This window comes from Mycobacterium gordonae, assembly GCF_001417955.2.
GTDB lineage: Bacteria > Actinomycetota > Actinomycetes > Mycobacteriales > Mycobacteriaceae > Mycobacterium > Mycobacterium gordonae_B.
Window position 1 is genome coordinate 1 of the sequence record NZ_LKTM01000135.1, and the last position, 25,711, is coordinate 25,711.

Annotated in this window: 25 protein-coding genes and 1 tRNA gene; 9 read left to right on the forward strand and 17 right to left on the reverse strand. The window is 68.1% G+C overall.

Annotation, left to right across the window (positions count from 1 at the left end):
* Positions 1-205: 205 nt before the first annotated feature.
* Entirely contained in the window at positions 206-634 is a 429-nt protein-coding gene (gene cwsA / locus AO501_RS12955) for a cell wall synthesis protein CwsA (protein ID WP_055578116.1), read from the reverse strand.
* 122 nt (positions 635-756) lie between these two features.
* On the opposite strand from cwsA, the gene AO501_RS12960 reads away from it, so the two are divergent.
* A complete protein-coding gene (locus AO501_RS12960; RefSeq protein ID WP_055578117.1) occupies positions 757-1,305 on the forward strand; it encodes a peptidylprolyl isomerase in 549 nt (182 codons plus the stop codon).
* A gap of 53 nt (positions 1,306-1,358) precedes the next feature.
* Here AO501_RS12960 and AO501_RS12965 read toward each other — a convergent pair whose 3' ends face one another.
* Both AO501_RS12965 and crgA read right to left on the reverse strand, forming a co-directional pair.
* Positions 1,359-1,772 (reverse strand): PH domain-containing protein, encoded by a 414-nt coding sequence (locus AO501_RS12965; RefSeq protein ID WP_055578118.1) that lies wholly within the window; start codon positions 1,770-1,772, stop codon positions 1,359-1,361.
* 168 nt (positions 1,773-1,940) lie between these two features.
* Complete coding sequence (gene crgA / locus AO501_RS12970; protein WP_055578119.1) at positions 1,941-2,222, reverse strand: cell division protein CrgA; 282 nt, start codon at positions 2,220-2,222, stop codon at positions 1,941-1,943.
* A 98-nt stretch (positions 2,223-2,320) separates the two neighbouring features.
* Here crgA and AO501_RS12975 point away from each other — a divergent pair, with 98 nt between their 5' ends.
* Both AO501_RS12975 and AO501_RS12980 read left to right on the forward strand, forming a co-directional pair.
* Complete coding sequence (locus tag AO501_RS12975) at positions 2,321-3,064, forward strand: DUF881 domain-containing protein (RefSeq protein WP_055578120.1); 744 nt, start codon at positions 2,321-2,323, stop codon at positions 3,062-3,064.
* 35 nt (positions 3,065-3,099) lie between these two features.
* Complete coding sequence (locus AO501_RS12980; RefSeq protein WP_055578121.1) at positions 3,100-3,786, forward strand: aminodeoxychorismate/anthranilate synthase component II; 687 nt, start codon at positions 3,100-3,102, stop codon at positions 3,784-3,786.
* Here AO501_RS12980 and pknB read toward each other — a convergent pair.
* From pknB to AO501_RS13015, 7 genes are all read right to left on the reverse strand, one after another.
* Positions 3,764-5,644: a Stk1 family PASTA domain-containing Ser/Thr kinase gene (gene pknB, locus AO501_RS12985; protein ID WP_055578122.1), complete on the reverse strand. Its 1,881-nt coding sequence runs from the start codon at positions 5,642-5,644 to the stop codon at positions 3,764-3,766. The two genes, AO501_RS12980 and pknB, sit on opposite strands and share 23 nt — an antisense overlap.
* Positions 5,641-6,879, reverse strand: a complete 1,239-nt coding sequence (locus tag AO501_RS12990; RefSeq protein WP_371934984.1) for a serine/threonine-protein kinase — start codon at positions 6,877-6,879, stop codon at positions 5,641-5,643. Before AO501_RS12990 ends, pknB begins: the two co-directional genes overlap by 4 nt.
* Positions 6,876-8,354 (reverse strand): D,D-transpeptidase PbpA, encoded by a 1,479-nt coding sequence (gene pbpA / locus AO501_RS12995; RefSeq protein WP_055578123.1) that lies wholly within the window; start codon positions 8,352-8,354, stop codon positions 6,876-6,878. The genes AO501_RS12990 and pbpA overlap by 4 nt, the downstream gene beginning before the upstream one ends.
* On the reverse strand, positions 8,351-9,763 hold the full coding sequence (locus tag AO501_RS13000) for an FtsW/RodA/SpoVE family cell cycle protein (RefSeq protein WP_055578124.1): 1,413 nt from the start codon (positions 9,761-9,763) through the stop codon (positions 8,351-8,353). The genes pbpA and AO501_RS13000 overlap by 4 nt, the downstream gene beginning before the upstream one ends.
* Positions 9,760-11,307: a PP2C family protein-serine/threonine phosphatase gene (locus AO501_RS13005; protein WP_055578125.1), complete on the reverse strand. Its 1,548-nt coding sequence runs from the start codon at positions 11,305-11,307 to the stop codon at positions 9,760-9,762. Before AO501_RS13005 ends, AO501_RS13000 begins: the two co-directional genes overlap by 4 nt.
* 52 nt (positions 11,308-11,359) lie before the next feature.
* The gene (locus tag AO501_RS13010) at positions 11,360-11,827 is read right to left on the reverse strand and encodes an FHA domain-containing protein FhaB/FipA (protein ID WP_055578126.1); all 468 of its coding nucleotides are present in this window, start codon (positions 11,825-11,827) and stop codon (positions 11,360-11,362) included.
* A gap of 125 nt (positions 11,828-11,952) precedes the next feature.
* The gene (locus AO501_RS13015) at positions 11,953-13,614 is read right to left on the reverse strand and encodes a DUF3662 and FHA domain-containing protein (protein WP_055578127.1); all 1,662 of its coding nucleotides are present in this window, start codon (positions 13,612-13,614) and stop codon (positions 11,953-11,955) included.
* A 234-nt stretch (positions 13,615-13,848) separates the two neighbouring features.
* Between AO501_RS13015 and AO501_RS13020 the strand changes: the two genes are divergently transcribed.
* From AO501_RS13020 to AO501_RS13035, 4 genes are all read left to right on the forward strand, one after another.
* Positions 13,849-13,931 (forward strand) — tRNA-Leu (locus AO501_RS13020).
* Positions 13,932-14,120: 189 nt separating this feature from the next.
* Positions 14,121-15,434: an ammonium transporter gene (locus AO501_RS13025; protein WP_055578128.1), complete on the forward strand. Its 1,314-nt coding sequence runs from the start codon at positions 14,121-14,123 to the stop codon at positions 15,432-15,434.
* Positions 15,435-15,538: 104 nt separating this feature from the next.
* A complete protein-coding gene (locus AO501_RS13030; RefSeq protein ID WP_055578129.1) occupies positions 15,539-15,805 on the forward strand; it encodes a YdeI/OmpD-associated family protein in 267 nt (88 codons plus the stop codon).
* A 231-nt stretch (positions 15,806-16,036) separates the two neighbouring features.
* Positions 16,037-17,530 (forward strand): PPE family protein, encoded by a 1,494-nt coding sequence (locus tag AO501_RS13035; protein ID WP_055578130.1) that lies wholly within the window; start codon positions 16,037-16,039, stop codon positions 17,528-17,530.
* A 2-nt stretch (positions 17,531-17,532) separates the two neighbouring features.
* On the opposite strand, the gene AO501_RS13040 is transcribed toward AO501_RS13035, so the two are convergent.
* The 4 genes from AO501_RS13040 to AO501_RS40515 form a co-directional block, all read right to left on the reverse strand.
* On the reverse strand, positions 17,533-17,874 hold the full coding sequence (locus AO501_RS13040; protein WP_055578131.1) for a GNAT family N-acetyltransferase: 342 nt from the start codon (positions 17,872-17,874) through the stop codon (positions 17,533-17,535).
* A complete protein-coding gene (locus AO501_RS13045) occupies positions 17,871-18,872 on the reverse strand; it encodes a pirin family protein (RefSeq protein ID WP_055578174.1) in 1,002 nt (333 codons plus the stop codon). The genes AO501_RS13040 and AO501_RS13045 overlap by 4 nt, the downstream gene beginning before the upstream one ends.
* Before the next feature lie 22 nt (positions 18,873-18,894).
* On the reverse strand, positions 18,895-20,277 hold the full coding sequence (locus AO501_RS13050) for an acyl-CoA dehydrogenase family protein (RefSeq protein ID WP_055578132.1): 1,383 nt from the start codon (positions 20,275-20,277) through the stop codon (positions 18,895-18,897).
* Between the two features lie 103 nt (positions 20,278-20,380).
* Entirely contained in the window at positions 20,381-20,923 is a 543-nt protein-coding gene (locus tag AO501_RS40515; RefSeq protein WP_306237553.1) for a hypothetical protein, read from the reverse strand.
* Here AO501_RS40515 and AO501_RS13060 point away from each other — a divergent pair.
* Positions 20,922-21,392: a hypothetical protein gene (locus AO501_RS13060; RefSeq protein ID WP_055578133.1), complete on the forward strand. Its 471-nt coding sequence runs from the start codon at positions 20,922-20,924 to the stop codon at positions 21,390-21,392. The two genes, AO501_RS40515 and AO501_RS13060, sit on opposite strands and share 2 nt — an antisense overlap.
* A 140-nt stretch (positions 21,393-21,532) precedes the next feature.
* On the opposite strand, the gene AO501_RS13065 is transcribed toward AO501_RS13060, so the two are convergent.
* Both AO501_RS13065 and AO501_RS13070 read right to left on the reverse strand, forming a co-directional pair.
* On the reverse strand, positions 21,533-22,306 hold the full coding sequence (locus AO501_RS13065; protein WP_055578134.1) for a TIGR03084 family metal-binding protein: 774 nt from the start codon (positions 22,304-22,306) through the stop codon (positions 21,533-21,535).
* On the reverse strand, positions 22,303-23,631 hold the full coding sequence (locus AO501_RS13070; RefSeq protein ID WP_156452529.1) for an MFS transporter: 1,329 nt from the start codon (positions 23,629-23,631) through the stop codon (positions 22,303-22,305). Before AO501_RS13070 ends, AO501_RS13065 begins: the two co-directional genes overlap by 4 nt.
* A 101-nt stretch (positions 23,632-23,732) precedes the next feature.
* On the opposite strand from AO501_RS13070, the gene AO501_RS13075 reads away from it, so the two are divergent.
* Positions 23,733-24,341, forward strand: coding sequence for a YqgE/AlgH family protein (locus tag AO501_RS13075; protein ID WP_156452530.1), 609 nt, complete (start codon positions 23,733-23,735; stop codon positions 24,339-24,341).
* On the opposite strand, the gene AO501_RS13080 is transcribed toward AO501_RS13075, so the two are convergent.
* Entirely contained in the window at positions 24,255-25,631 is a 1,377-nt protein-coding gene (locus AO501_RS13080; RefSeq protein WP_055578136.1) for a sterol desaturase family protein, read from the reverse strand. The genes AO501_RS13075 and AO501_RS13080 overlap by 87 nt on opposite strands.
* Positions 25,632-25,711 lie beyond the last annotated feature (80 nt).

Sequence of the window (25,711 nt, forward strand, 5' to 3'; positions counted from 1 at the left end):
CCACGACGACGGACCTACGCCAAGCCGCGGCCCCGTCGTAGACGTCGACTCCACACGCCGCTCACCTAGAGATATCGATTCCCCTAGGCTCCACAAGTTTCAAGTCGCGTCGAGCATTCAGCCCGCACTCAGGGCGTACTTCTTCGACTACTGGACGCCCTGAACGCGGTCTCGATCCCGTCAGCGCGGAATTGACAGCGACCGACTACGGCCGCGGCTGAACGTCCACGCTGGGCGGGCGAGGTGAAGGCTCAGGCTTCGACGAGCGCCGCACCACGCTGAAGGCGACCGCGCCGCCGGCAAGGACCACGACGGTCGCTGCACCCGCGATCAGCCACGGCTTCTTGCTGCGGCGCTGATTGCGGCGCGCCTCCTGCAGCAACTGGGGCAGGCTGGCAGCCACTTCCTGAGCGGCCGCGAGTTCCTGGCCGATCGTCTCCTGGGCGGCCGCGATCTCCCGCGCCAACCGGCCTTCCCGGTAGCGGCGGCGAACTTCCGCCGCGGTGGAGTGCGCCGATTGCACACCGAGGCCGACCACGCCGCGGGTGACGTCCACCGGTCCCACCGCCGAATAGGTCAGGCCCCGGGTCAGTCGCTCGCGTGGTGTCAACGAGGCTTCCGCCTTCTGGCTCATCTGCCGCCTTTCGATGTACTGCTCAAGTCCTACGCAGTCCTATCAGGTGGCGAGGCCCTAGAGCTAGAGGGTGCCGCCGGGCGTGCCGCCGACGGCACCGGCTGCGGGACGGGCCACCGGTAGTGGCAGACTGTGATGCCGTGACTAACAGCCCCATTCAGACCGCTACCGCCACGCTGCACACCAATCGCGGAGACATCAAGGTCGCCCTGTTCGGGAACCACGCGCCCAAGACCGTCGCCAACTTCGTCGGCCTGGCGCAGGGCACCAAGGAGTACTCGACCCAGAACGCTTCGGGTGGTCCGTCAGGCCCGTTCTATGACGGCGCGGTTTTCCACCGGGTGATCCGGGGCTTCATGATCCAGGGCGGCGACCCGACCGGCACCGGCCGCGGCGGCCCCGGCTACAAGTTCGCTGACGAGTTCCACCCCGAGCTGCAGTTCGACCGGCCGTACCTGCTCGCGATGGCCAACGCCGGCCCGGGCACCAACGGCTCCCAGTTCTTCATCACCGTCGGCCCCACCCCGCACCTGAACCGGCGCCACACGATCTTCGGTGAGGTCATCGACCCCGACTCGCAGGGCGTCGTCGATGCGATCGCCACCACGCAGACCGACGGCAACGACCGTCCCACCAACCCGGTCGTCATCGAGTCGATCACCATTTCCTGACCGGGGCCGCCCACGGCGAGCGCGCCTGCGACGCGCGCTCGCCGAACTGAACGTCAGCCCGCGTAACCCGCGTCGGTGAGCGCGTCCAGCACTTCCAGCGGGTCGGTGCCAAGGTCCCAGCGGGACAGGATCAGCAGCCCGCCGTCGACGGTCTCGAACTCGAGCAGGCGCACCCGGCGCCCGTGCCGGCGGAACTCCGAGATGCGAATGATCTTGAGGACGTCTCGGCTGAACACCTGCGTGCGGAACCAGCCGCGCACCACCAGACCCTCGGGCGTGATTGCCAGCTTGGGCCGCGCGTGCCACGATGCCGCAGCAAACAGGAGCAGACCCGCAGCGGCAATCCCGGCGATTACCCGGCCCGGCGGGTCTGTGACCAGCGTCACAGTCGCGGTAGCCAGCAAGACGCCGCCGATCGCGCAACCAGCGATTCCCGCCGTCTGCGGCGCCCACTCAGTTTGCTGCATACCCGACTGAGCCCCCCTCACCACGGCAGATCCGGTTATCCACAGACGCTATCAACAGTGGGGATGAATCACACGCGTGTGATTGGGTGACCGGAAGGTTGCTGGCGTGCCGACGGAATAATCACAAAATGAATGCATTACGCCCGCGTCAATCCCTGTCCCTGCCGCTCAGTGCCAGCGCATCGTGAGCAACAACCCGGTGATCATGAAAGCGAAGGCGATCGCGTAGTTCCACGGACCCAGTTCCGCCATCCAGTGCAGCGCCGCGGGGGCCTGCGGACCGTAGGCGGCCAGCTGGAACACCATCAACCAGACCAGGCCGATCAGCATCAGCCCGATGAACAAGGCGACGAACCACACGCTCGACGGCCCGACCTTGACTTTCACCGGAGTCCGGCTGACCGCGGAGACGGTGAAGTCGTTCTTCTTGCGGACCTTCGACTTGGGCATGTGTACCTCTGATACCTCAACAAAGTGCGGGACGGGTGCAACGATTACGGTTGCATGCAGGTAGAGCTCGGATACGAGACTAGCCCACAGGAGACACCATGATCGATCGGCGCCGTTCGCCGTGGCGCTTCGGTGTGCCTTTGGTCTGTCTGCTGGCCGGACTGCTGCTGGCCGCCACCCACGGCGTCTCCGGCGGCGCGGAGATCCGCCGCAGCGATGCGCCCCGCCTGGTCGACCTGGTCCGCGAAACACGTACCTCGGTCAGCCACCTCGATGCCGAGCGGGAGGCCCTGACCAGGAAGATCGACGCCGCGCACGGCCGGTCCTCGGACGTCGCACTGAAGGCGATGCTGAAGCGGGCCGCGGAGCTGGCCGCCGATGCGGACATGAACCCGGTGCACGGCCCCGGCCTCGTCGTCGTTCTCAACGATGCCCAGCGCGACGCCAACGGCCGGTTCCCGCGTGACGCCACACCTGACGACCTGGTCGTGCACCAGCAGGACATCGACGGGGTGCTCAACGCGATGTGGAGTGCCGGCGCCGAGGCGATCCAGATGCAGGACCAGCGGATTATCGCCAGCTCGGTGGTCCGGTGCGTCGGCAATACACTGCTGCTGAACGGACGGACTTACAGCCCGCCGTATTCCATCACCGCGATCGGCAACGCCACGGCCATGCAGGCGGCCTTGGCCGCCGCTCCCCTGGTGGCGCTGTACAAGCAGTACGTGGTCCGCTTCGGCCTGGGCTACCGGGAGGACGTCAAGCCCGACGTCGCTGTGGTCGGTCACGCCGAACCGGTGCGCCTGCACTTCGCGCAGCCGATCGGCCCGATCGGCTACTGACCGCAGCCGTCCACAGCGGGCGGTAACCTGTCACGATGCGGATCCTGGTCGTCGACAACTACGACAGCTTCGTGTTCAACCTGGTGCAGTACCTGGGCCAGCTGGGCGTCGAGGCCGAGGTGTGGCGCAACGACGACGCCAGGCTCGCAGACGCCGACGCGGTGGCCGGCGAATTCGACGGCGTACTGCTCAGCCCCGGCCCCGGCACTCCGGAGCGTGCGGGCGCTTCGATCGCGCTGGTGCGCGCGTGCGCCGCAGCGAACACGCCGCTGCTCGGCGTCTGCCTGGGACACCAGGCCATCGGGGTCGCGTTCGGCGCCACCGTCGACCGCGCGCCGGAGTTGCTGCATGGCAAGACGAGCAGCGTGTTCCACGCCAATGTCGGTGTGCTGCAAGGCCTTCCGGACCCGTTCACGGCCACCCGGTACCACTCGCTGACCATCCTGCCCGAGTCGCTGCCGGCTGAGCTGGAGGCCATCGCCCACACCCAGAGCGGGGTGATCATGGCCGTGCAGCACACCTCGTTACCGATCCACGGCGTTCAGTTCCATCCCGAGTCGATCCTCACCGAGGGCGGACACCGGATGCTGGCCAACTGGCTCAGCTACTGCGGCTGGGCACGCGACGACACCCTGGTGCGCCGGCTGGAGAACGAGGTGCTCGCCGCGATCCGGCCGCACATCCCGACCGATGCAGGCGCTACTGACCGAACTTCAGCGTGATGACGCCGTCCCGGTTCACACCGCTGCCGGCCGACGGGCTCTGATAGACCACCTTGTTGTGCAGGTTGCCGCCGGCGTCGACGTCGGGGCCCTTGTCCAGCACCCCGGTCCAGCCCAGCGCCCGAAGCCGCGGTTCGGCATCGGTCCAGAACATGCCCGACACATCCGGCATGATGAACTGGTTGCCCTTGGAGACCTGCAGTTCGATGACCGTGTCGATCGGTTGCGTCTCACCCTTGGCCGGGTTGGTGCCGATCACTTCGCCGGCCGGGCGCGGGCTGTCCACCTGGGTCTGGGTGATCTTGGTGAAGCCGTAGACGCTCAGGTTCTTCTGGGCGACGTCGACGGTCTGTCCCGTGACGTCGGGGATCTGCTTGGTCTCCGGACCTGAGCCCACGATGATCGTGATCACGTTGGTGATTGCCGAGGTCTGATTGGCCGGGGGGTTGGTCGCGACGACCTTGCCCTGCAACTCCGGGGTCGACGGCGAGTTGGCCTGCTTGAACTTGTTGAAACCGGCCGCGGTGAGCTTCTTGACCGCCTCGGAGTAGGTCAGGGAGGAAACGTCGGGCACTTCGCGCTGCTCCGGCCCGGTGGAGACGTTGATGGTGATCTCGTCGCCGGCTCCCACCGAGGAGTTCGCGGCCGGATCGGTGCCGATGACGTGATCCGGCAGGATCTGGGAGTCGGGCTTCTGCTGGGTGCGGGTCTTGAAGCCCTTGTTCTGCAGCGCCACGATCGCATCGGCGGACGTCTGGCCCCGCACGTCGGGAACCTGGACGCTGCGGGTGTTCCCGCCGAACGTGTTGATCGCGATGGTCACGACGATCGTCAACACCGCCAGCACGGCGACCACGGCCACCCACCGGCCCACCGAACCGGCGCCGCGGTCGCGGTCGGAGTTGTCGAAGTTCTGCCGCGGCAGCGGGTCGGTGCGCGGACCGCCGTGGCCGACGCCCGAGGACGACATGAATGCCTTACGCTCCGCGCCGGTGAGCACCTTGGGCGCTTCGGGGGGTTCACCGTTGTGCACCCGCACCAGGTCGGCACGCATCTCCGCTGCGGTCTGGTACCGGTTCTCGGGGTTCTTGGCCAGCGCCTTGAGCACCACCGCGTCGAGGTCCGCGGAGATCCCTTCGTGGCGCTCCGACGGCGGAATCGGGTCTTCCCGCACATGCTGGTAGGCGACGGACACCGGCGAGTCGCCGGTGAAAGGTGGCTCCCCGGTGAGCATTTCGTAGAGAACGCAGCCCAGCGAGTAGACGTCGGAGCGGGCGTCGACGGAATCGCCGCGGGCCTGCTCGGGCGAGAGATACTGCGCGGTGCCGATCACCGCGGCGGTCTGGGTGACGCTGTTGCCGCCGTCGGCGATCGCGCGGGCGATGCCGAAGTCCATGACCTTCACCGCGTTGGTGGAGCTGATCATGATGTTGGCGGGCTTCACATCGCGGTGGATGATGCCGTTCTGGTGGCTGAAGTTCAGCGCCTGGCAGGCGTCGGCGATCACCTCGATGGCCCGCTTGGGTGTCATCGGGCCCTCGGTGTGCACGATGTCGCGCAGCGTGACGCCGTCGACGTACTCCATGACGATGTAGGGCAACGGGCCTGCGGGCGTCTCCGCCTCGCCGGTGTCGTACACCGCGACGATCGCCGGGTGGTTCAGCGCCGCGGCGTTCTGCGCCTCGCGCCGGAAGCGCAGATAGAAGCTGGGGTCGCGGGCCAAGTCAGCGCGCAGCACCTTGACCGCGACGTCGCGGTGTAGCCGCAAGTCACGGGCGAGGTGAACTTCGGACATGCCTCCGAAGCCGAGGATGTCGCCCAGTTCGTAGCGGTCGGACAGATGCCGAGGGGTGGTCATCGAGGTGTCTCATATCGGGCCAGCGACGCGTGCAGTACAGAATTACCCGTTAATGGACTTTCCGTCCAGTTGAAACCGGAGTTCGGTGCCGGCCCGATCTCTGCACTGCCGGTGTTGGTCACCGTCGGCGGCGGAGACGGTTGATTGTCCCCCTTGGAGTTGATGACGATCAGCACCGCGATGATGATCGCCAGCGCTCCGAGCACACCCGCTGCCCACAGCAGCGCGCGCTGACCCGACGAGAACGTGCGCCGCGCCGGGGGCCGGTGCCCACCGGCCGCGCGGCGTGGCGCCGTGGTGCGGGTGGCGGGTGCGGGCGCGATCCGGGCGGGGGTGGCCGACGGGATAGCCGCGGGGGCTGCCCGCCCCGGCGGCGGTGACTGGCTGGGTCGCGGCGGGCGGCGCCCGGCCCGAACCGCGGCCACGGCGTCGGCGAACGGCCCCCCGCTGCGGTAGCGCTGGCTGGGATTCTTCACCAGCGTGATCTCGATCAGTTCCCGGACATTGGGCGGCAGGTCGGCGGGCAGCGGCGGCGGCGGCTCCTTGATGTGCTTCATCGCCACGGTCAGCGCGCCGTCGCCGGTGAACGGCCGCTTGCCCGAAACCACCTCGTACCCAACAACTCCCAGCGCGTACACGTCGCTGGCGGGAGTGGCGTCGTGGCCGAGGGCCTGCTCGGGGGCGATGTACTGCGCGGTGCCCATCACCATGCCGGTCTGGGTCACCGGTGCCGCGTCGACGGCCTTGGCGATGCCGAAGTCGGTGATCTTCACCTGTCCGGTCGGGGTGATCAGGATGTTGCCCGGCTTGACGTCGCGGTGCACCAGGCCGGCGGCGTGTGCGATCTGCAGTGCGCGACCGGTCTGTTCGAGCATGTCCAGCGCGTGCCGCAACGACAGGCGGCCCGTGCGCTTGAGCACCGAGTTCAACGGCTCGCCGTTGACCAGCTCCATCACCAGGTAGGCCGTGCGGCCCTCCCCGTCCATTGCACTTTCGCCATAGTCATGGACCTGCGCGATACCGGGATGGTTGAGCATCGCGGTGGTGCGTGCTTCAGCCCGGAACCGCTCGATGAACTCCGGGTCCTGCGAGAACTCCTGCTTGAGCACCTTGACCGCGACGCGCCGGCCCAGGCGGCTGTCCACCGCCTCCCACACCTGGCCCATGCCACCGGTGGCGATGAGCCGCTGCAGCCGGTACCGGCCGGACAGCGTCACCCCAACTCTCGGACTCATGGTCCCCCTTGCAAAGCAGCCTCGATCACTGCCCTCCCGATAGGCGCGGCGAGCGCTCCCCCGGTCGCGGACAAGCGATCGCCGCCGTTTTCCACCAGCACCGCCACGGCAATCTTCGGGGCCTGCGCAGGTGCGAAGGCGATGTACCACGCGTGCGGTGGAGTATGCCGCGGGTCGGTGCCATGCTCGGCGGTACCCGTCTTGGATGCGATCTGCACGCCGGGGATAGCCCCTTTCTGCTGTGCGACTTTCTCGGCGCCGACCATCAGCTCTGTTAGCTTAGCGGCGACCTGCGGCGACACCGCGCGGCGCTGCTGGTACGGGGCCGTGGTGCTGATGTTGGCCAGATCCGGCCCCTTGAGGCTTTCTACCAGGTACGGCTGCATCAGGACGCCACCGTTGGCGATGGTCGCAGCCACCTCCGCATTCTCCAGCGGGGTCAGCGCGACGTCTTTCTGCCCGATGCTGGTCATCCCCAGCGCGGCGCCGTCCGGAATCGCCCCGACGGTGGATTCGGCTACCTGCAGCGGAATCGGATCGGGCGCGCTGTCCAGGCCGAACGCGTGCGCCATGCTGCGCAGCGCGTCGGTTCCGGTGAGCAGGCCGAGCTGCACGAACGCGGTGTTACACGACTTGGCGAACGCCTCACTCAACGGCACCGTGTCGCCGGGACCGCACGGGGTGCCTCCGTAGTTCTCCAGGGTCGCCGTGCTGTTGGGCAGCGGAATCCTGGCCGCGGCGGTCAGCTGCTGCGTCTCGGTGGAGCCGGCCTGCAGCGCCGCCGCGGTGGTGATCACCTTGAACGTCGACCCCGGCGGATACGTCTCGGAGATGGCCCGGTTGAGCAGTGGGTTGTCGGGGTTGTCGCGGAGACTCTGCCAGGCCTGGGCCTGGACGTCGGGGTTGTGCGACGCCAGCAGATTGGGGTCGTACGACGGCGACGACACCAATGCCAGGATCTTGCCGGTGGACGGCTCCAAAGCGACGACGGCGCCCTTGCAGGGCGAGCCCGCGCACCCCTGCTGCATCGCGTCCCACCCGGCCTGCTGGATGCGCGGCCGGATCGTCGTGTCGATGTTGCCGCCGCGCGGGTCGCGGCCGGTGAAGAAGTCCGCCAGGCGCCGACCGAAGAGCCGCTCGTCGGAGCCGTTGAGCAGCGAATCCTCGGCCCGTTCCAGGCCTGCGCTGGAGTACCGCAACGAGTAGAAACCGGTGACCGGCGCGTATGCCGCTGGGTTGGGATACACCCGCAGAAAACGGAAACGGCTGTCGGTGGCCACCGAATACGCGAGCAGCTGACCGCCGGCGATGATCTGTCCGCGCTGGCGCGAGTACTCGTCGAGCAGCACCCGCTGGTTTCGCGGGTCGGCCCGCAGCCCGTCGGCCGTGAAGACCTGCGTCATCGTGGCATTGAGCAGCAGCAAAACGATCAACGCCATCACGGTCATCGAGATTCGGCGGAGGGAGGTGTTCATACGCGCTCGATCACCTCGGTACTGGCCGCCGCGATCGGCGCCTTCTTGCGCGGGCGGGTGCGCAGCGGACGGCGGGCGCCGTCGGAGATCCGGGCCAGGATGCCCAGCAGCACGTAGTTGGCCAGCAGCGAGGAACCGCCGTAGGACATCCACGGCGTGGTCAACCCGGTCAGTGGTATCAGCTTGGTGACGCCGCCGACGACGATGAACAGCTGAATCGCCAGCGTCGAGGCCAGACCCGCGGCCAGGAGCTTGCCGAAGCTGTCGCGGGTGGCGATCGCCGTGCGCATGCCCCGGATGATGATGATCGTGTAGAGCATCAGGATGCTGGCCAGGCCGACCAGGCCCAGCTCTTCGCCGAACGCGGCGATGATGAAGTCCGTCGAGGCGGCGGGGACGGTGTCCGGCTGCCCGTTCCCCAGCCCGGTGCCGAAGATGCCGCCGGTGGCGAAGCTGAACAGGGCCTGCACCATCTGATAGCCGGTGCCGTCGGGGTCGGCGAACGGATCCAGCCACGTCTGCACGCGAACGCGCACGTGCGCGAACAGGTGATACGCCACCAGGCTTCCGCCGGCGAACAGCACCAGGCCGAGCATCACCCAGCTGAACCGCTGCGTGGCCAGGTAGACCACCACGAGAAAGGACGCGTACAGCAGCAGCGAGGTGCCGAGGTCCTTTTCGAAGACCATCACGCCCACCGAGATCACCCAGGCAGCCAGCAGCGGAGCAAGGTCCCGCGGCCGCGGCAGGGTCAGCCCCAGCACGTGTTTGCCCGCGCTGGTGAACAGGTTGCGCTTGGCCACCAGCACCGCGGAGAAGAAGATCAGCAGCAGGATCTTGGAGAACTCGGCGGGCTGAATCGAGAAGCCCGGCAACCGAATCCAGATTTTGGCACCGTTCTGCTCGGACAACGACGCCGGCAGCAGCGCGGGAATCACCAGAAAAATCAGGCCGGCCAGGCCACAGATATAGCCGTAGCGCGCGAGTTGGCGGTGATCCTTGAGGAACGTCACCACCAGGGCAAACGCGGTGACTCCGACCAGCGTCCACAACATCTGCTGGTAGGCGCTGGGATGCCCGTGCCGGCCCACCTGCTTGTCCACCAGGTCCAGGCGGTGGATCATCACCAGGCCCAGCCCGTTGAGCAGCGCCACTACCGGCAGCAGCAGCGGATCGGTGAAAGGCGCGAAACGCCGGATCGCCAGGTGCGCGATGCCGAACAGGGTGAGAAAACCCAGCCCGTAGGTGGTGAGGTCCCAGTGCAGGCCCCGCTCCTGGTTGGCCTCGACGATGAAGAGCGCGGCGATGGTGATGACCGCCGCGAAACACAACAGCAGCAACTCGGCGTTGCGCCGCGTGGGCAACGGAGGTGTCACCGCAACCGGTGCGGGCAGTTCCGTTGTGGTCATGCCGCGGGTCGGCAATCGGCCTGCTGTGGCGGGTTTTCGCTCGTCGTCGGCGCCGCGCTGCTGGGCGTGGTCGACGACGGCGCCGCAGGCGCTGCCGGGGTGGTGCTCGAGCGGGTCGATGGTGTGGTGGTGGCTGTCGGGTTCGGTGCCGAGGACGGCGTGGCCGACTGCGTCGCAGAGGCCGGGGCGGACGGGTTGAAGCTCGGCTCCGGGGTGCCGCTGCTGTTGGTGGACGGGGCGGACGGCTCTGGTGCCGAGGTCGCACCCTGATGGCATTTCGGCCGCAGCGACTTGGCCAGTTCGTGCAGTTGCTTGCGGGCCCCGTCGAGAGTGTCCGACGGCAGCTGCCCGGCCTGAACCGAGGCCCTGGCGGCACTGTTCAGGTACTCGACTTTCATCAGCCGGCAGTTGTTGCGGTCGGGGGGTTCGCTGGGACCGATGTCGGAGATCTCGTCGTTGGAGTTGAGGCAACCCAGCGAATAGACCTCGTTCAGTGACAGACCCAGCAGCGAGCCCTGGATGCCGCGCATGATGGCAACGGTGCCGTTGTAGTCGGCGACGTAATAGTTGTTCCGGATGACCGCGCGACTGATGAGCAACCCGGCGATCAGCACCAGGGTCAGCAGCCCGACCACCAACCCGATCCGACGCCGTGACCAGCGTCGCTTGGGCGGCGGTTCGACCGGCGGCGCGACTCGTTTGGTGACCTCGCCCTTGCGGGGGCCGATCGCCGAGGCGCGCCCGGCCGCGGTGTTCGGCAGGGTCAGCTGGTCGTCGCCGTCATCGCCGGACACTGCCCCGGCCAGGATCGGCTGGGTCTGGCCGAACTCGTCGTCGACGACGTCGGCCACCACGACCGTGACGTTGTCCGGGCCGCCGCCGCGCAGCGCCAGTTCGATCAGGCGGTAGGCGCTCTCGGCGACGTCGGGGATTTGCAGGGCCTCGGCGATGGTGTCGTTGCTGACCGGATCGGACAGGCCATCGGAGCACAGCAGGTACCGGTCACCGGCGCGCGCCTCGCGCATCGTCAGGGTGGGCTCGACCTCGTGTCCGGTCAACGCCCGCATGATCAACGAGCGTTGCGGGTGGCTGTGCGCCTCCTCGGCGGTGATGCGGCCCTCGTCGACCAGCGTCTGGACAAAGGTGTCGTCCTTGGTGATCTGGGTGAGCTCGCCGTCGCGGAACAGGTAGCCGCGCGAGTCGCCGATATGCACCAGCCCGAGCCGGTTGCCCGCGAACAGGATGGCGGTGAGCGTGGTGCCCATGCCCTCCAGATCAGGCTCCATTTCGACCTGCGCTGCGATCGCGGCGTTGCCGGCGCGCACCGCGGTGTCGAGCTTGGCCAGCAGGTCGCCGCCGGGCTCGTCGTCGTCGAGGTGCGCCAAGGCGGCGATCACCAGCTGGGAGGCGACCTCTCCGGCTGCGTGACCACCCATGCCGTCGGCCAGTGCCAGCAAGCGTGCGCCGGCGTAGACGGAGTCTTCGTTATTGGCGCGTACCAGGCCGCGATCGCTGCGGGCGGCATATCGCAGGACCAGGGTCACGGGCGCAACTCCTCAGTGCCGCCGAGGCCGGCACCATCGTCGTAAGCGCGGGTCACGGGCGCAACTCTATTGCGGTCTTGCCGATCCGAACCGGCGTACCTATGGGAACTCGCACAGCAGTTGTCACTTTGGCCCTGTCGAGGTAAGTGCCGTTGGTCGATCCTAGATCTTCCACATACCATTCGGAGCCGCGCTGAGACAGCCTGGCATGCCGAGTAGAGGCGTAATCATCAGTCAATACCAAGGTTGAGTCGTCCGCGCGGCCGATGAGCACCGGTTGGCCGCTCAGCGTGATCCGGGCGCCCTGCAGAGCCCCTTCAGTCACAACCAGATACCGTGCCGTGTCGCGGCGCTGCCGCGAGGGCAGCAGGTTGCCGCGCAGCGTCAGACCACGACGAACCATTACCGCGCCGGTCGGTGCATAGATGTCGGTGCGCAGAATCCGCAGCACCGACCAGATGAACAGCCACAACAGCATCAAAAACCCGGCACGCGTCAGTTGCAGTACCAACCCCTGCATCCGGCGGTCCTTTCCGTCCCGGCACTGCCCACCCCGCGCACCTGATGCCGTGCACCTCAGCAAAGTCACGATACTTCGACAGTGACCGATGCGGGGAGATGCGCGGCAGCTTCGAGTCGGTCGGCTCAGTGAATACGGACGATGATCTCGGAATGACCCAGCCGGATCACGTCGCCGTCCGCGAGCTGCCACTCCTGTACCGGGGCGTTGTTCACGGTGGTGCCGTTGGTGGAGTTCAGGTCCGAGAGCAACGCGACCTGACCGTCCCAGCGGATCTCCAGATGCCGACGTGACACGCCGGTGTCCGGTAGCCGGAACTGGGCGTCCTGGCCGCGCCCGACGATGTTGGAGCCGTCGCGCAGCTGGTAGGTCCGGCCACTGCCGTCGTCGAGCTGCAGGGTGACCTGAGCCCCGGCCGACCCGTAGCCGCCCTGGCCGTAACCGCCGTAGCCGCCCGCCTGGCCGTAGTCCTGCGTCGGCGGCTGACCATACTCAGGAGCCGACTGCTGGCCGTAGTCGCCGTAACCCTGCGACTCTCCGTAGCCCTGTGGCTCCCCGTACCCGCCCTGCGGCGCGTACCCACCGGGTGCCGACGCCTCGGCGTACTGGGTGTAGTCGCCGCTGCCGTAGTCCTGGCGACCGTAGCCGCCGCCCTGCTGGTAGCCCTGGTCCTGCCCGTAGCCGCCACCCTGTTCGTAGGACGGCCGCTGCGGCTCGGGGGGAGCGGGCGGCGCGCTCGGTGCGCCGTACCCCTCGTCCTGGCGGGCGGGCTCGCGGCCGTAGTCGCCGTAGCCGCCGCCGTAACCCTGCTGACCACCCTGCGGCTGACCGTAACCACCCTGCTGGTAGCCCTGGTCCTGGCCGTACCCGCCCTGGCTTCCGTATCCGCCGGCGGGCGGACCCGCAGGCGCGGCGGGCGGAGGTGCCTCGTAGGTGGGCGCGTAGTTGCTCTGACCCTGGTCGCCGTAGCCACGCTGGTCGCCGTAGCCGCGCTGGTCGTAGCCGCCCTGCTCGCCGTAACCGCGCTGGTCGCCATAGCCGCCCTGCGGCTGACCCTGGGGTTGGCCCTGCGGCTGGCCGTATCCACCCTGGCCCTGACCGTAGCCGCCCTGATCCTGGTAGCCGCCCTGACCGTAGCCACCGTGTTCCTGGCCGTAGCCACCCTGTTGAGGAGGCGGGTAGCCCTGCTGCGGCGGGTATCCGCCGCCCTCTGCCGGGTACGGAGGCTGGCCACCCTCATGCGGCCGCTGGTAGCGGTCGTCGTAGTACTCGTCGGGCCGCCCCTGCCCCTGACCGCCGCGGTAGCCTGGATTGTCAGTCATCGGTCGTACTCCTGGTTCTGCGCCAAACGCATGATTTGATTGTGGCTGGGCGGAATCGGTAGCCGTCGGGCGGGGCTCGACGTCGGGGTTGACAGTCCCGCGGGCGCGGAACTGGCCGGTGTGCAGGTTCGAGGCCTGCTCGAACCGGACGACCACTTCACCATACGTTTGCCACCCCTGTTCCTGGATATAGTCCGCCAAGTACCGAGCAAAAGCGCTCGACGTGAGGTCCGGGTCGCCGCCCAACTTCTCGAAGTCGTGCACACTGAGGGTAATGATGTATTCGTTGGGTGCCAAAAGGCGATTTCCCTGCAGGGAGCGGACGCCGTCGGCAGCCTCGCGGCGCAGCAGGGCTTCCACCTCTTGCGGCACGATCGATCCCCCGAACACCCGGGCAAACGCATCACCAACCGTCGACTCGAGTTTGCGCTCGATGCGCTGAACCAGCCCTCGTTGGCTACCCATTTTCGCGCTCGCCTCACTACTGTGCACGGGAGTCGTCGGCCGAAGGCGATGAACTCGGCCACGTGACTTGTTAACTGACAATCGTATCGGGACAGCGCGACGCGGCGGCACCGTCAGAATCCTGAGAATCACATCGATACTGTTCGGAGACCTTTCGCCGACTGCGTGGGGGTGCCCCCGAGCGCACGGTTGGGGTGCGCAGCCACTACAGTGATATGGTCCTCCGGTTGTTTCGGGCGAGTGGCGGAATGGCAGACGCGCTGGCTTCAGGTGCCAGTGTCCTTCGGGACGTGGGGGTTCAAGTCCCCCTTCGCCCACAAAAAACCCCGGCCATAGGCCGGGGTTTTTTGTTGGCCGGGGTCGTCTTCGCGAGCGTGCAGGGTCGTACATCGACGCGCCGATAGCGCTGACATTCCGCGCACGGTCGCGGCGCCACAACGACGCCGTGTGGCCCAAATTCCGCTGCCGTCTACATTCTGTTCGACAACTATCGAAGGAGTCGCAGCGTGAACATCGATCCCGCGGCCACCGCGTGGTTGCTCGCCAGCACCGCGCTCGTCCTGCTCATGACCCCCGGCCTGGCGATCTTCTACGGCGGCATGATGCGCACCACCGGCGTGCTCAACATGATCATGATGAGCTTCATCTCCATCCCGCTGGTGACGGTGGCGTGGCTGCTGGTGGGTTACAGCCTGGCCTTCTCCGACGGCGGCGTCGGCGGTTTCGTAGGCGGGCTGGCTCACGCCGGCATGAGCGGAATCGGCCCGGAGACCCTGCACGGACAGGTACCCGAGCTGCTGTACGCCACTTTCCAGCTGACCTTCGCCATCATCACCGCCGCTCTGGTCAGCGGCGCCATCGCCGACCGTGCCAAGTTCGGGGCCTGGATGGTGTTCGTCCTGGTGTGGTCGGTGGCGGTCTACGCGGTGATCGCGCACTGGGTGTGGGCGCCCACCGGCTGGCTGGCCAAAATGGGAGTCCTGGACTACGCGGGTGGATTGGTCGTCGAAATCGTCTCTGGCTCTTCGGCGTTGGCCCTCGCCCTGGTGCTCGGCCCGCGCATCGGCTTCAAAGTGGAGGCGATGCGCCCGCACAACCTGCCGTTCGTCCTGCTCGGCGTGGGGCTGCTGTGGTTCGGCTGGTTCGGGTTCAACGCCGGATCGGCGCTGGCCGCCAACGGGCTGGCGTCCGCGATCTTCCTCAACACCCTGGTGGCCGGCTGCCTGGGCATGCTGGGCTGGCTGACGGTCGAACAGTTCCGCGACGGTAAGCCCACCACGTTCGGTGCCGCCTCGGGTGTGGTGGCCGGCCTGGTGGCGATCACCCCGTCGTGCGGCACGGTGAACACCCTGGGCGCGGCGGTGGTCGGCCTGGTGGCCGGAGTGGTGTGCTCCTACGCGATCCTGGTCAAGTTCAAGCTGAACTACGACGACTCCCTTGACGTCGTCGGGGTGCACTTCGTCGGCGGCGTTGTGGGGGTGTTCCTGATCGGGCTGCTCGCCACCGCGGTGATGACCGGCGGCCCGAAGGGCCTGTTCTACGGCGGCGGACTGGGCCAATTGGGCAAACAGTCTTTGGCGATGGTGGTGGTCGCGCTCTACGCCTTCGCCGTCAGCTTCCTGCTGGGCAAGTTGATCGACCGGTTCATGGGATTCCGGCTCAGCGCCGCCGACGAGAAGAGCGGGATCGACCTGGCCGAGCACGCCGAAACCGCTTATCCCGAAGGCGTTTACGGCCACCAGGCGCCGCGCCGTCCGTCCATCGGCGACCGCGACGACTCCCGCCCGCGGTCGATCGACGATGACGACGACCTGTCGTAGCACATGTGCTAAATCCGGAATCCGGACGACTTCGCCGGCCTCGGTGACCTGGTCGACGTGATTGCGGTCTGACTTCCTAATCGCGCTGGCGATAGCCTGGCCACGTGAGCAGCAAGCAAGTGCCGGGGGGCGTCGTGCACGAGATGCCGGCTGACCTGCGTCAGGCGCTGGTCGCAAACTCGACCGCCCTGGAGTTGTGGAAGGACATCACTCCCCTGGCCCGCAACGAGTTCATCTGCTGGGTCGAGGACGCCAAGCAGGCGGCCACCCGCGAACGCCGCATCAGGCGGACCCAGGAGGAGCTCGAGGAGGGCAAGCGCCGGCCCTGCTGCTGGCCGGGGTGCAAGCATCGCGAGCGCAACGGCCGATAGCGGTAGGCCCGTTGCTGGACCCGCCCCGAAACGTCTAGTGTTTGGTTAGGCGAACCTAATCTGGCGGTTACCCCTCCCGCTGGACCAGGTCAACGCCCCGCTGAGTCACAGCCCTGACTGCAGCGAAGATGCCGAATCCGGGCACGCCGAGCGCGGGCCGGGCTGCGCAGCATGGGAGGACCAGTTGTTGATGGGTGCGATGCCGAGGGGTTGGCCGGCGGAGAGTGCGCAATGACGGCGCCGATCTGGATCGCCTCACCTCCCGAAGTCCACTCGGCACTGCTGTCCGCCGGGCCCGGGCCGGGCGTTCTGTTGGCGGCGGCGGGCGCCTGGCAGGCACTGGGTGCCGAGTACGCCGAGGCGACCGCGGATCTGTTGAGCGTGCTGGGTGCCGCCCAGAGTTCATGGCAAGGCCCGAGCGCCGCTCAGTACGTCGCCGCGCACGCGCCATACCTGGGCTGGCTGACCCAGGCACAGGCGACCAGCCAAGCCGCCGCCGCCCAACACGAGGCCGCCGCCGCGGCCTACACCACGGCCCTGGCGCTGATGCCGACACTGCCCGAGCTGGCCGCCAACCACGTCGTCCACGGGGTGCTGGTGGCGACGAATTTCTTTGGTATCAACACCATTCCGATCGCCCTCAACGAAGCCGATTACGTGCGCATGTGGCTACAGGCCGCGGCCGCGATGGGTGGCTATGAAGCGGCGTCGGCAGCGGCGCTGGCAGCCGTCCCGCCCACCTCGCCGGCGCCGACGGTGGTCAAATCCGACGCAGCCGCCGAACCCAGCCAACTCGCCGCCGCGGCTCCCGCCGCCGATTCCGGAAACCAGCTCAATCTCGCCGACATCATCGCCCAGTTGCTGCAGCAGTACCTCCAGTACGTCCAGCAGCTGTACGAGCCGATCACCAACTTCCTGCAGAACCCGGTGGGCAACACCATCCAGCTGATCACCGACTTCCTGACGAACCCGGCGCAGGCGCTGAGCACCTGGGGACCGTTCCTGTTCGCCGTCATCTACCAGATCGTGACGTGGATCGCGGCGAGCCTCACCTACCCCCAACTCCTGCTGGACCCGCTGCTGTCGATAACCCTGGGGGTGGTGATCGGGGTGGGTTACGAGTACCTCCAGCAGCTTCCGGGCCCGGTGGCCGAAGGTGCGGAAGCACCGGCGGCGGTGGTCAACGCACCGAGTCACTCGTCGAACTGGCCGCTGGCGACGCTGGCGCCGACGATCACCGGCCCGGCCGGCGCTCCGGCGGCTTCGGCCACCGCAAGTGCCGGGTCGGCACCGGCCTCGGCCGCGCCGGCGCCGGCAGCGTCGGCGGTGCCGTATGCCGTCATCGGGCTCGATCCCGGTGAAGGGTTCACGCCGACATTTCGCGAGGGATCCAGCGTAAAGGCGCCGGCCGAAGGTATTCCGGCGGCCGCCGCCGGTGTCGCGGTCCGGGACAAACGCCGGTCCCGGCGACGGCGCGCGGCCACCATGCCGGAGCACCAGTACGCCGACGAGGTGCTGGATTACGACCCGGAACCCGACCCGGTGCCGCCCGCCGAGCCGGCGGTGACGGCCTCAGGAAGCCGTGCGGGCGCGATGGGCTTCGGGGGTACCGCGGCCAGGGGCGACGCCGACGCCGCCGGACTCGTGACCTTGCCCGCCGACGAATTCGGCAGTGGCCCAACCGTTCCGATGCTGCCCAACACGTGGGAGTCCGAACAGCGCTAGCCTCAGTTGCTCGGCTGTGTGTGGACCCAGCCGACCACTTCGGCGGTCACCGGGTCGGTGATGTCGTTGTATTCGGGATGCTTCTTGAGCACCGTGACCACCATCGAACACACCGGCACGATCCGCTTGCCGTCCGCGCGGGTCGCCTGTAGCGCGTCCTCGAGCAGCAGTGTGGCCAAGCCGCGCCCACCGAATGCCGGGTCGATTTCGGTGTGGTGGAAGACCCGCTGATCGCCCCGGTCGGCGAAATCGGCGAAGCCGACGTCCTGGCCGCCGACGGCGATCGTGTAGCGCCGGTCGTCGGCCCGGATGTCGACCTCTGCACCCATTTTGTCGGTTGTCATGTGCGCTCCTTCTGATGTGGAAGTGGCCTGGGAATCAGCCGGGTGGTTGGCATCGGCGGGGCGGGCAGCCGGGCGACCGAACCCTGATAGCCCCTTACGGCACCGAAGCGGTCATCTGGATAGTTACGGGGGTCCTGCCATTGCCGTCGGTAGCCGACGATCTCGTCGTGACTTCGTCCGACGAAGTTCCACCACATCACCAACTCTTCGCAGAACGGCGCGCCGCCCAGCAGCAGGACCCGGGCGGGGCGCCCACCGGCGTTGCTCAGCCGCAGCACGGAGTGTCCGGTGCCCAGGAACCCCAGTTCTGCCACCGACAGCCGAACTCCATCCAGTGCGACGTCTCCGTCGTCGCACAGCACCCCGTGCTCGAAGGCCGGGTCGATCCGGAGTTCGAGCTCGGCCCGCGGCTCCAGGTCAAGTTGCGCTCCGAGCAGCGGGGTGAAAGTCGTTACCGGCGAACGACTCCCGGCCAGCTCACCCAGGAAGACCGAGGCTCGAGCGCCCGGAATCGACACCGGTTCGGGACGGTAGTGCGCGAAGTCGCGAGCCGTGTTGCGCGCTGAATCCGGCAGTGCCACCCACAACTGCGCGCCGTGCAGCACACTGCCGCTCACAGCCACTTCGGAGTGACAGATACCCGCGCCGGCCGTCATCAGGTTGAGTTCGCCCGGCCGCACCATGGCGTGCACACCCGCGCTGTCGCGGTGCTCCACCTCCCCGCTGAACAGCCAGCTCACCGTTTGTAAGCCGGTGTGGGGATGTGGCGGAACGTCCATCCGCGCGGCGTCTCCGGTCACCGGCCCGTAGTGGTCGACGAAGCACCAGGCGCCGATCAGTGAGCGCTGCCGCTGTGGCAGGGTGCGACGCACCGGCATGGCCCGCGGCCCGCCGAGGGGCACCTCCCGCGGACGCAGGATCTCCACGGACGGGGTGTCCGCGGCGACCTGCGCAGCGCCACAAGCAACTTCGGCCGGCGCGATCTCCAGGTTGCTCACCCTGGCGACCATACTCGCCGACTCACCGGCTCGGCGGTTGCAGCGCCTTCATGGCGACCCGCATCACCGGCTCAGGTATCCGGTCTTTGAGCGCCAGCGCCCGGTCGGCGGCGCGAGAGCGCAGCGGTGTGCCTCTGCCGAACATGCGGTTGAAAGGACCCCCGGTCGGTTCGACGGTCACGTGCAGCGGCGGGACGTCGACGGACGAACCCAGGGCATTGGAGATCACCATCCGCTGAATCTCGCTGGTGCCCTCAAAGATGGTGTACAACTTGGCATCTCGATACCACTTCTCCACCGGGTGATCGGTGATGTATCCCCAGCCACCCATCGTCTGAATCGCCCGCTCGGTGGCCTTGACCGCGACTTCGCTGGCGGCCAGCTTGGACATGGAGCCCTCCCCTCGCTCGAAGGGGACGTTGTTGGCCGCCATCCAGGAGGCGCGCCACGTCAGCAGCCGCGCGGCGTCGATCTGAGTTGCCAAGTCGGCCAACGGAAATGCGATGCCCTGGTTGTTGATGATGGGTCCGCCGAACGCCTCCCGCTCGGTGGCGTAGGCGGTGGCGTATTCCAGTGCGGCGCGCGCGATTCCGATGGCCTGCGCCGCCACCATGGGCCGGGTCTGCTCGAAGGTGCCCAGGGTGGCGGATCCCGACTTCTTCGCGCCGGCCACCACTTCGCGGGCCTTAGCCAGCTTGTGTTCGAGTTTGTCCTGGCCACCGAGCAGATTGCCGCCCGGCACCCGGACGCCGTTGAACCGCAACTCAGCGGTATGTGATGCCCGGCATCCCAACTTGTCCAGCTTGCGGACCAGTTCCAGTCCGGGGGTGCCGCCCGGTACGACGAACAGGGCCTGGCCCCGGTGGCCGAGTTCCTCGTCGACCACCGCGTTCACCACGTGCACATTGGCGATGCCGCCGTTGCCGATCCACATCTTGTGACCGTCGATGATCCAGTCGTCCCCGTCGCGGCGGGCAACGGTGCGCAGGTTGCGGACGTCGCTGCCGCCCTCGGGTTCGGAGATGGCCAGCGCGGCCAGCTTGAGGTCCCCCGGCGTCCCGAAGCACTCCGGGGCCCATTGCAGCATCTGCTCGGGAGAGGCGGCCTGTCCGATCGCCGAGAGCGCCAGGGCCGGCATCACGATGGCCAGGCCGATCCCCGCACAACCCCAGAACAGCTCTTCCATGAACATCGGTAGCGAGATGCCGGTCGGGTCGCCGATCAAATCCCGGTAGAACAACGGGCTGTAGAAACCGCGCTGGGCGGCCTCTTCCAACACCGGCCACGGAAACTCCTGCCGCTGGTCGTATTCCAGCGCCACCGGCCGGACCACCTGCTCGGCGAACTCGTGAGTTCGCCGGGCCAGATCGTGTTGCGCTGCGGTGGGAGTCACGTCGAAAGTCATGGGGCGCCTCTGGTTCAGTTGCCTCGGCCCGGACGGGGCCACTGTCAAGCGCGGTATACCCCCGGTTTCGGCGCGCTATCGCGCGACTTCCCATGAACGCTGCTCAGGCCGCCGAACGCGGACCCACCTTGGCGGCCGGGAGATGCAGGATCACCGAGCTCAGCGGAAGCTGGTTGGTCTCCAGCTCGCGTTCCCGGCTCGCCAGCAGGGCTGCGTTCTCGGGCAGTTCCCGGGCGTTGATCTCTCCGGCGGCGATCCGTCGCAACACCTCGTGGGCGTGCGCGAGTTGCTCGCGCTTGCGATACTGCCCGCCGGGCAACTTGACCCCCGCCCAGACCCCCTGGTTCGGCCAGAACACGCCCGGAATCGTGGAGCGGGACGGCGAGTACTTCGGCGAGCACTGGCCGCACAACTCCGGAGTGGGCTGGGCGTACTCCGGTGCCCTGAGTGCATTGACCGCAGCCTTGGCGGTGCCTCCGCCGATCGCGCCGATGGGCGCCTCACCGGCCGCGCCGGCCGCCGCGGCGGAAGCGGTGGCCCAGGCCGCGGCGCAGACCGGCATGCAGGCATCGAGCCAAGCGGGGCAGACGGTGGGCCAGAGCGCGGCCTCTCCCGCCGAGGCGACCGGCCAATTGAGTTCATTCATGCAGGCACCGATGCAGATGGTGTCGGGGGCGACCGAACCGCTCAAAGAGATGCTGCAGGCGCCGATGCAGGCCATGCAGGGCGTCACCAGCCTGCCCCAGGGGATGATGCAGGCCTTCGGTGGAATGTTTCCCGCCGCGGGGACCCCAAGTGCGGCGGCCGTCGCCGAACCCGCGGTGGCGGCCGGCGGGAGCGCCGCGGGCGGCGGCATTGGTGCAGCAGGCGGATTCCCCGGTGCTGGGCTTACCAGCTATACCCGGCCCACCAGCAGCTTTGAGCCGGAGGCGGGCGGGAAGCCGGCCGGCCTGCGGGCCGGCGTGCTCAACGCCGCCGAAGTGCGGGGTCCGACGGTCTCGACCGGTGGCACGCCGCTGCCGATGACCCCGGCAGGCATGCTGGCGCGTGGTGAGGCGGGCAAAGAAGCCGATAAGGATGTGACGCGGGCACGCGTCGTCGTCGATCCTCGCTAGGACCCGTTGCCGACTGTGAAGCTGGCTTCACACTCGGCGCCGACTGTGCGGCCAGCCTCACGGTCGGCGCAGCCAAAGCCCCTACGATCGCCCGACGCTCAGGCTGATGGCGTCGGCTCTCTTCGCGCGCTGACGCGCGCTCATCGCCCGACGCCGGGCGGGCCCGCGAACGCTTGCGCGATCCCCAGCCACTGCTGCGCGTCCTCCCCCACCGCCGTTACCTCCAGCGAGCTCAGCGGCCGCCGCTGGGTGACCAGGAAGCAGAAATCCTCCGCCGAGCCCGTCACACGCTGGGCCGCCTCCGGCGGCCCCCAGGACCAGGTGTCTCCGCCCGGCCCGCGCAACTCGACGTAGAACGGTTCGCTCGGCGGCGTCAAACCGTTGACCATGTACGCGTAGTCGCGGGCCCGCACCCCGATGTGCGCGATCGAGCGCAGCCGGTCCGTCGGCGGCCGGGTCACACCCAGGGCGTCTGCCACGTCCAGCCCGTGCGCCCAGGTCTCCATCAGCCGGGCAGTGGCCATCGACGAGGCGCTCATCGGCGGTCCGAACCACGGCAACTTGCGTCCGTCGGCGACGCCGAGCAGGGCCTCGTGCAGACGCCGACGGGTGTCGCGCCAGTCGGCCAGCAGCTCGGCGGGCGGCAGCGCCGCCAGTTCCTCTGCGCCGGCATCGACGAACCCGGCCGGGTCTGCGGCGGCGGCGGTCAGCGCCTCGCCGAATGCGGCCTCGTCAGTCACCGATAGCAGTGACACCCGGTCGGTCCACAGCAGGTGGCCGATCTGGTGGGCGATGGTCCACCCCGGGGCGGGCGTCATCGTGGCCCACTGCTCCGCGGGCAGCGGTGCGACCAGCGCGTCGAGCCCGTCACTCTCGGCCTGCAGATCGGCGACGAACGCAGCTGAACCAGTCATCCCAGAACCTCCCTAGCACGTCCTCGACGGCCGACCAGGCTGTGCACCAGCAGCCCGATCAGATAAATCACCGAACCGAACAGCGCAAACGCGGGTGCGCGTCCGTCGTCGGGGATGAACGCGGCGGCCACGGTCACCGCGACGATGAACGACACCCAGAACAGGGCGTCCTGAACCGCGAACACGTGCCCGCGCAACGCGTCGTCGACATCGATCTGCATCGCCGAGTCGGCGCACAACTTGACCACCTGGCCGGCAATGCCGAGCAGGAAACCGCACACCACCATGACCGGCAGCAACAGCCCCGCGCCCGCCGTCTGGATGACAGCCGCGGCGACCAGAGCACCGTTCGCCGTGGCGTACCGGCCCCAGCGCCGCACCAGCACCGGGGTCAGCATGTTGGCCAGAAAAGCCCCCAGACCCGTCGCGGCGAAGAACACCAGAGCGGTACCCAGCCCGTCGCCGTCGACGTTCTTCAGGTGATGCACCAGCAGCAAAATCAGCAGCGAGTTGATCCCGACAACCATCCGGTGTGCGGCCAGCCCCGACAGGGCGGCGGCTACCGACGGGAGTTGAACCACCGTCCGCACGCCGTGCAGCCACCCCGTGACCACGGCGTACACCGCGGAGCCGTGAATCGCCCGTTTGGTGTCGTCCGGACCAAGAACCCGGGGCGCGAACCGCAGCGACAGCAGCAGCGCCAATGCCACCGGAACCAGCGCAGTGAAGATGACCGCCGCCGCGCCGTGATCGCCGGCGCCGCCGAGCCAGCGCGGCAGCAGCATGAAATTGGCACCCAGGAAGGCGGAGACCGCGCCGGCCGCGGTAGCCACCGAGTTCATCGTGACGACCTGCTGGCGCGGCACCACGTGCGGCAACGATGCCGACAGACCGGACGCCACGAACCGGGCCAGACCGTTGGCGAGCAGCGCGGCGCCCAGCAGCACCCAATCGCCGGCCCCGACCGCGAGAATCGTGCCGATCGCGACGATGAAGCACAGCCGCGCGCTGTTCGCACCGACCAGCACCAGGCGCCGGTCCCACCGGTCCATCAGCGCGCCGGCGAACGGCCCGAGCAGCGAATAAGGAAGAAACAACACCGCGAACGCGCGCGCGATCGCCAGCGGATCGGCGGCCCGGTCCGGGTTGAACAGCAATGCCCCCGCCAGGCCGGCCTGGAACAGACCGTCGCCGAACTGACTTGCCATGCGCACCTGCATAAGTCGCCAGAAGTCGGGCAGGGCGCGCACCGACCGCCACAATTCGACGGGTGCGCTTGCCTGCATCCGGGTGCGAATCACTGAACCCACTTCCACGATCGGCACAGGCAAGGGCGGGTCGGCCCTGCGCCGTCCCAATCACAGTACAAATCTTCATCGCGCGCGGTTGTTTGCACCGGCGATCGGGCATCGGGTGCGATGATGTGATAGTGGCGCAGCACGAAGATCCTGAGGACAACTTCGCACCCGCCGCCCAGCGGGTGCGGGCGGGTACCTTGTTGCTGGCCAACACCGATCTGCTGGAGCCGACGTTTCGGCGCAGCGTCATCTACATCGTCGAGCACAACGAGGGTGGCACGCTGGGCGTGGTGCTGAACCGGTCCAGCGAGACGGCCGTCTACAACGTGCTGCCGCAGTGGGCCAAGCTCGCGTCCAAGCCCAAGACGATGTTCATCGGCGGCCCGGTGAAGCGGGACGCGGCGCTGTGCCTGGCGGTGCTGCGCGTCGGGGCCGATCCGGACGGGGTACCGGGACTGCGGCATGTCGCGGGCCGCATGGTGATGGTCGATCTCGACGCCGAGCCGGATCTGATCGCGCCGGTGGTGGAAGGCGTGCGGATCTTCGCCGGATACTCCGGTTGGACCATCGGACAGCTCGAAGGCGAAATCGAGCGCGACGACTGGATTGTGTTGTCTGCGTTGCCGTCTGACGTTCTGGCCCCGCCCCGGTCAGACCTGTGGGGGCAGGTGTTGCGCCGGCAGCCGTTGCCGTTGGCGATGCTTGCCACGCACCCGATCGACCTGAGCCGGAACTAGCCGAAGCGGCGCCGCGGTCTTGATTGTCTTGCGCCGGCTTGTCAGCGGCCAGGCGAGTTGACGCAGGTAGCCGGCCGGTTCCACGTCATCGAGACCATACTGTGCCGGCCAGCGGTGGACCGGCAGGTACAGAGTCCCGAAGATCGCGTCGAGGACCGGGAACTCCCCCGCGAAGTTGCTGTTATGGGCCCGCGGTTCGCGGGCGTGATGCCAGTGGTGGAATTGCGGGGTAGCGATCAGCAATCGCAGGGGGCCGAACCCTGCTTTCAAGTTCGCGTGAATGAAGATCGCTTGCAGCGTCATCACGATCGCGAACGCGCCCAGGCCTACCCGGCCGAAGCCGAGCGCATAGAGCGGTAACACCGCGGCGGACCGGATGAAGGTCTCGTCCACGGGATGCAGGTGGTTGGCCGCGAGCCAATCCATTTCGCGGACGCTGTGATGGACCCGGTGGAAACGCCACAGCAGAGGTATCTCGTGCGCGGCGCGATGTCCCGCGTAGTTGCCGACAGCCGAGATCGCCAATCCCGCCACGATCTGCACCCAGGCCGGACTCGCGGCAACGGCGACCCGTAGGGGTTCGGGCACCAACGCACGCAGGAATCCGCCGGCGCCGACCGCCGTCGCGATCAGTCCGAACTTCAACGCGGTTCCGTTGACCAGGTAGTGCACCACGTCGGTCCGCCATCCTCGCCGCAGCACGCGATGCGCGTGCAGCGGGAAGAGCCGTTCCAGCGGGACGAAGATGACCGCGAGAGTCGCCAGTCCGAACACGATGCCGCTGCGCACACTGAGTGCGGCGAGGACCAGCGCGATGGTCAGCACCCCCAGCAGCGCTGCACCGGCAGCGGCCGGCGGCCCGCCCGCGACGCCGTGCTGATCGGAATCCGGCGCCAACTCATCGCCGCCGGCAGTCGGCCGCACGGACAGTCGGGCCGAGCCCGCGGCGTCGGGTCCGGTCTGCGCCAACCGACCCCATCCGGCCAGAATGCCGGTTGCGAGCGCGATCCCAGCGGCCCCGGCGCAACCATTCTGGGTGGCCACCGCGATGGCCGTCATCAAGATTCCCGACTGGACCGCGAGCCCGGAAGCGGATAGCGAACTGCACCCGCGAAGCAGCCGGCAGATCTGCCAACCCACCATCACCATCGCCACCGCCACCGCCACCGCAACGGCCGGGAGCCGGGTCACATCGCCGCCGGGATGCCACCGGCCACCGCAAGCCCAGGCCGCACCGACCAGCGCGATCAGCTCGACGCCGTGCAGCGCGAGGAGCCCCGACCTCAGCACCCGAGCGACCTGGACGGTTGGCCGGGCATGTGCAGATGTCGAGGTGGTCCACCGCTCAGGCATACCCGCCGCGGTCGCTC

Coding starts and splice junctions, on each gene's coding strand:
- AO501_RS13065 (WP_055578134.1), bottom strand. CDS start 22,306: ATGACTGGTTCAGCTGCGTTCGTCGCCGATCTGCAGGCCGAGAGTGAC.
- crgA (WP_055578119.1), bottom strand. CDS start 2,222: ATGCCCAAGTCGAAGGTCCGCAAGAAGAACGACTTCACCGTCTCCGCG.
- pbpA (WP_055578123.1), bottom strand. CDS start 8,354: ATGAACACCTCCCTCCGCCGAATCTCGATGACCGTGATGGCGTTGATC.
- AO501_RS13010 (WP_055578126.1), bottom strand. CDS start 11,827: ATGCAGGGGTTGGTACTGCAACTGACGCGTGCCGGGTTTTTGATGCTG.
- cwsA (WP_055578116.1), bottom strand. CDS start 634: ATGAGCCAGAAGGCGGAAGCCTCGTTGACACCACGCGAGCGACTGACC.
- AO501_RS13035 (WP_055578130.1), top strand. CDS start 16,037: ATGACGGCGCCGATCTGGATCGCCTCACCTCCCGAAGTCCACTCGGCA.
- AO501_RS13015 (WP_055578127.1), bottom strand. CDS start 13,614: ATGGGTAGCCAACGAGGGCTGGTTCAGCGCATCGAGCGCAAACTCGAG.
- AO501_RS12975 (WP_055578120.1), top strand. CDS start 2,321: ATGATCGATCGGCGCCGTTCGCCGTGGCGCTTCGGTGTGCCTTTGGTC.
- AO501_RS13050 (WP_055578132.1), bottom strand. CDS start 20,277: ATGACTTTCGACGTGACTCCCACCGCAGCGCAACACGATCTGGCCCGG.
- AO501_RS13040 (WP_055578131.1), bottom strand. CDS start 17,874: ATGACAACCGACAAAATGGGTGCAGAGGTCGACATCCGGGCCGACGAC.
- AO501_RS13060 (WP_055578133.1), top strand. CDS start 20,922: ATGCAGGCACCGATGCAGATGGTGTCGGGGGCGACCGAACCGCTCAAA.
- AO501_RS12965 (WP_055578118.1), bottom strand. CDS start 1,772: ATGCAGCAAACTGAGTGGGCGCCGCAGACGGCGGGAATCGCTGGTTGC.
- pknB (WP_055578122.1), bottom strand. CDS start 5,644: ATGACCACCCCTCGGCATCTGTCCGACCGCTACGAACTGGGCGACATC.
- AO501_RS12990 (WP_371934984.1), bottom strand. CDS start 6,879: ATGAGTCCGAGAGTTGGGGTGACGCTGTCCGGCCGGTACCGGCTGCAG.
- AO501_RS13000 (WP_055578124.1), bottom strand. CDS start 9,763: ATGACCACAACGGAACTGCCCGCACCGGTTGCGGTGACACCTCCGTTG.
- AO501_RS12980 (WP_055578121.1), top strand. CDS start 3,100: ATGCGGATCCTGGTCGTCGACAACTACGACAGCTTCGTGTTCAACCTG.
- AO501_RS40515 (WP_306237553.1), bottom strand. CDS start 20,923: ATGAATGAACTCAATTGGCCGGTCGCCTCGGCGGGAGAGGCCGCGCTC.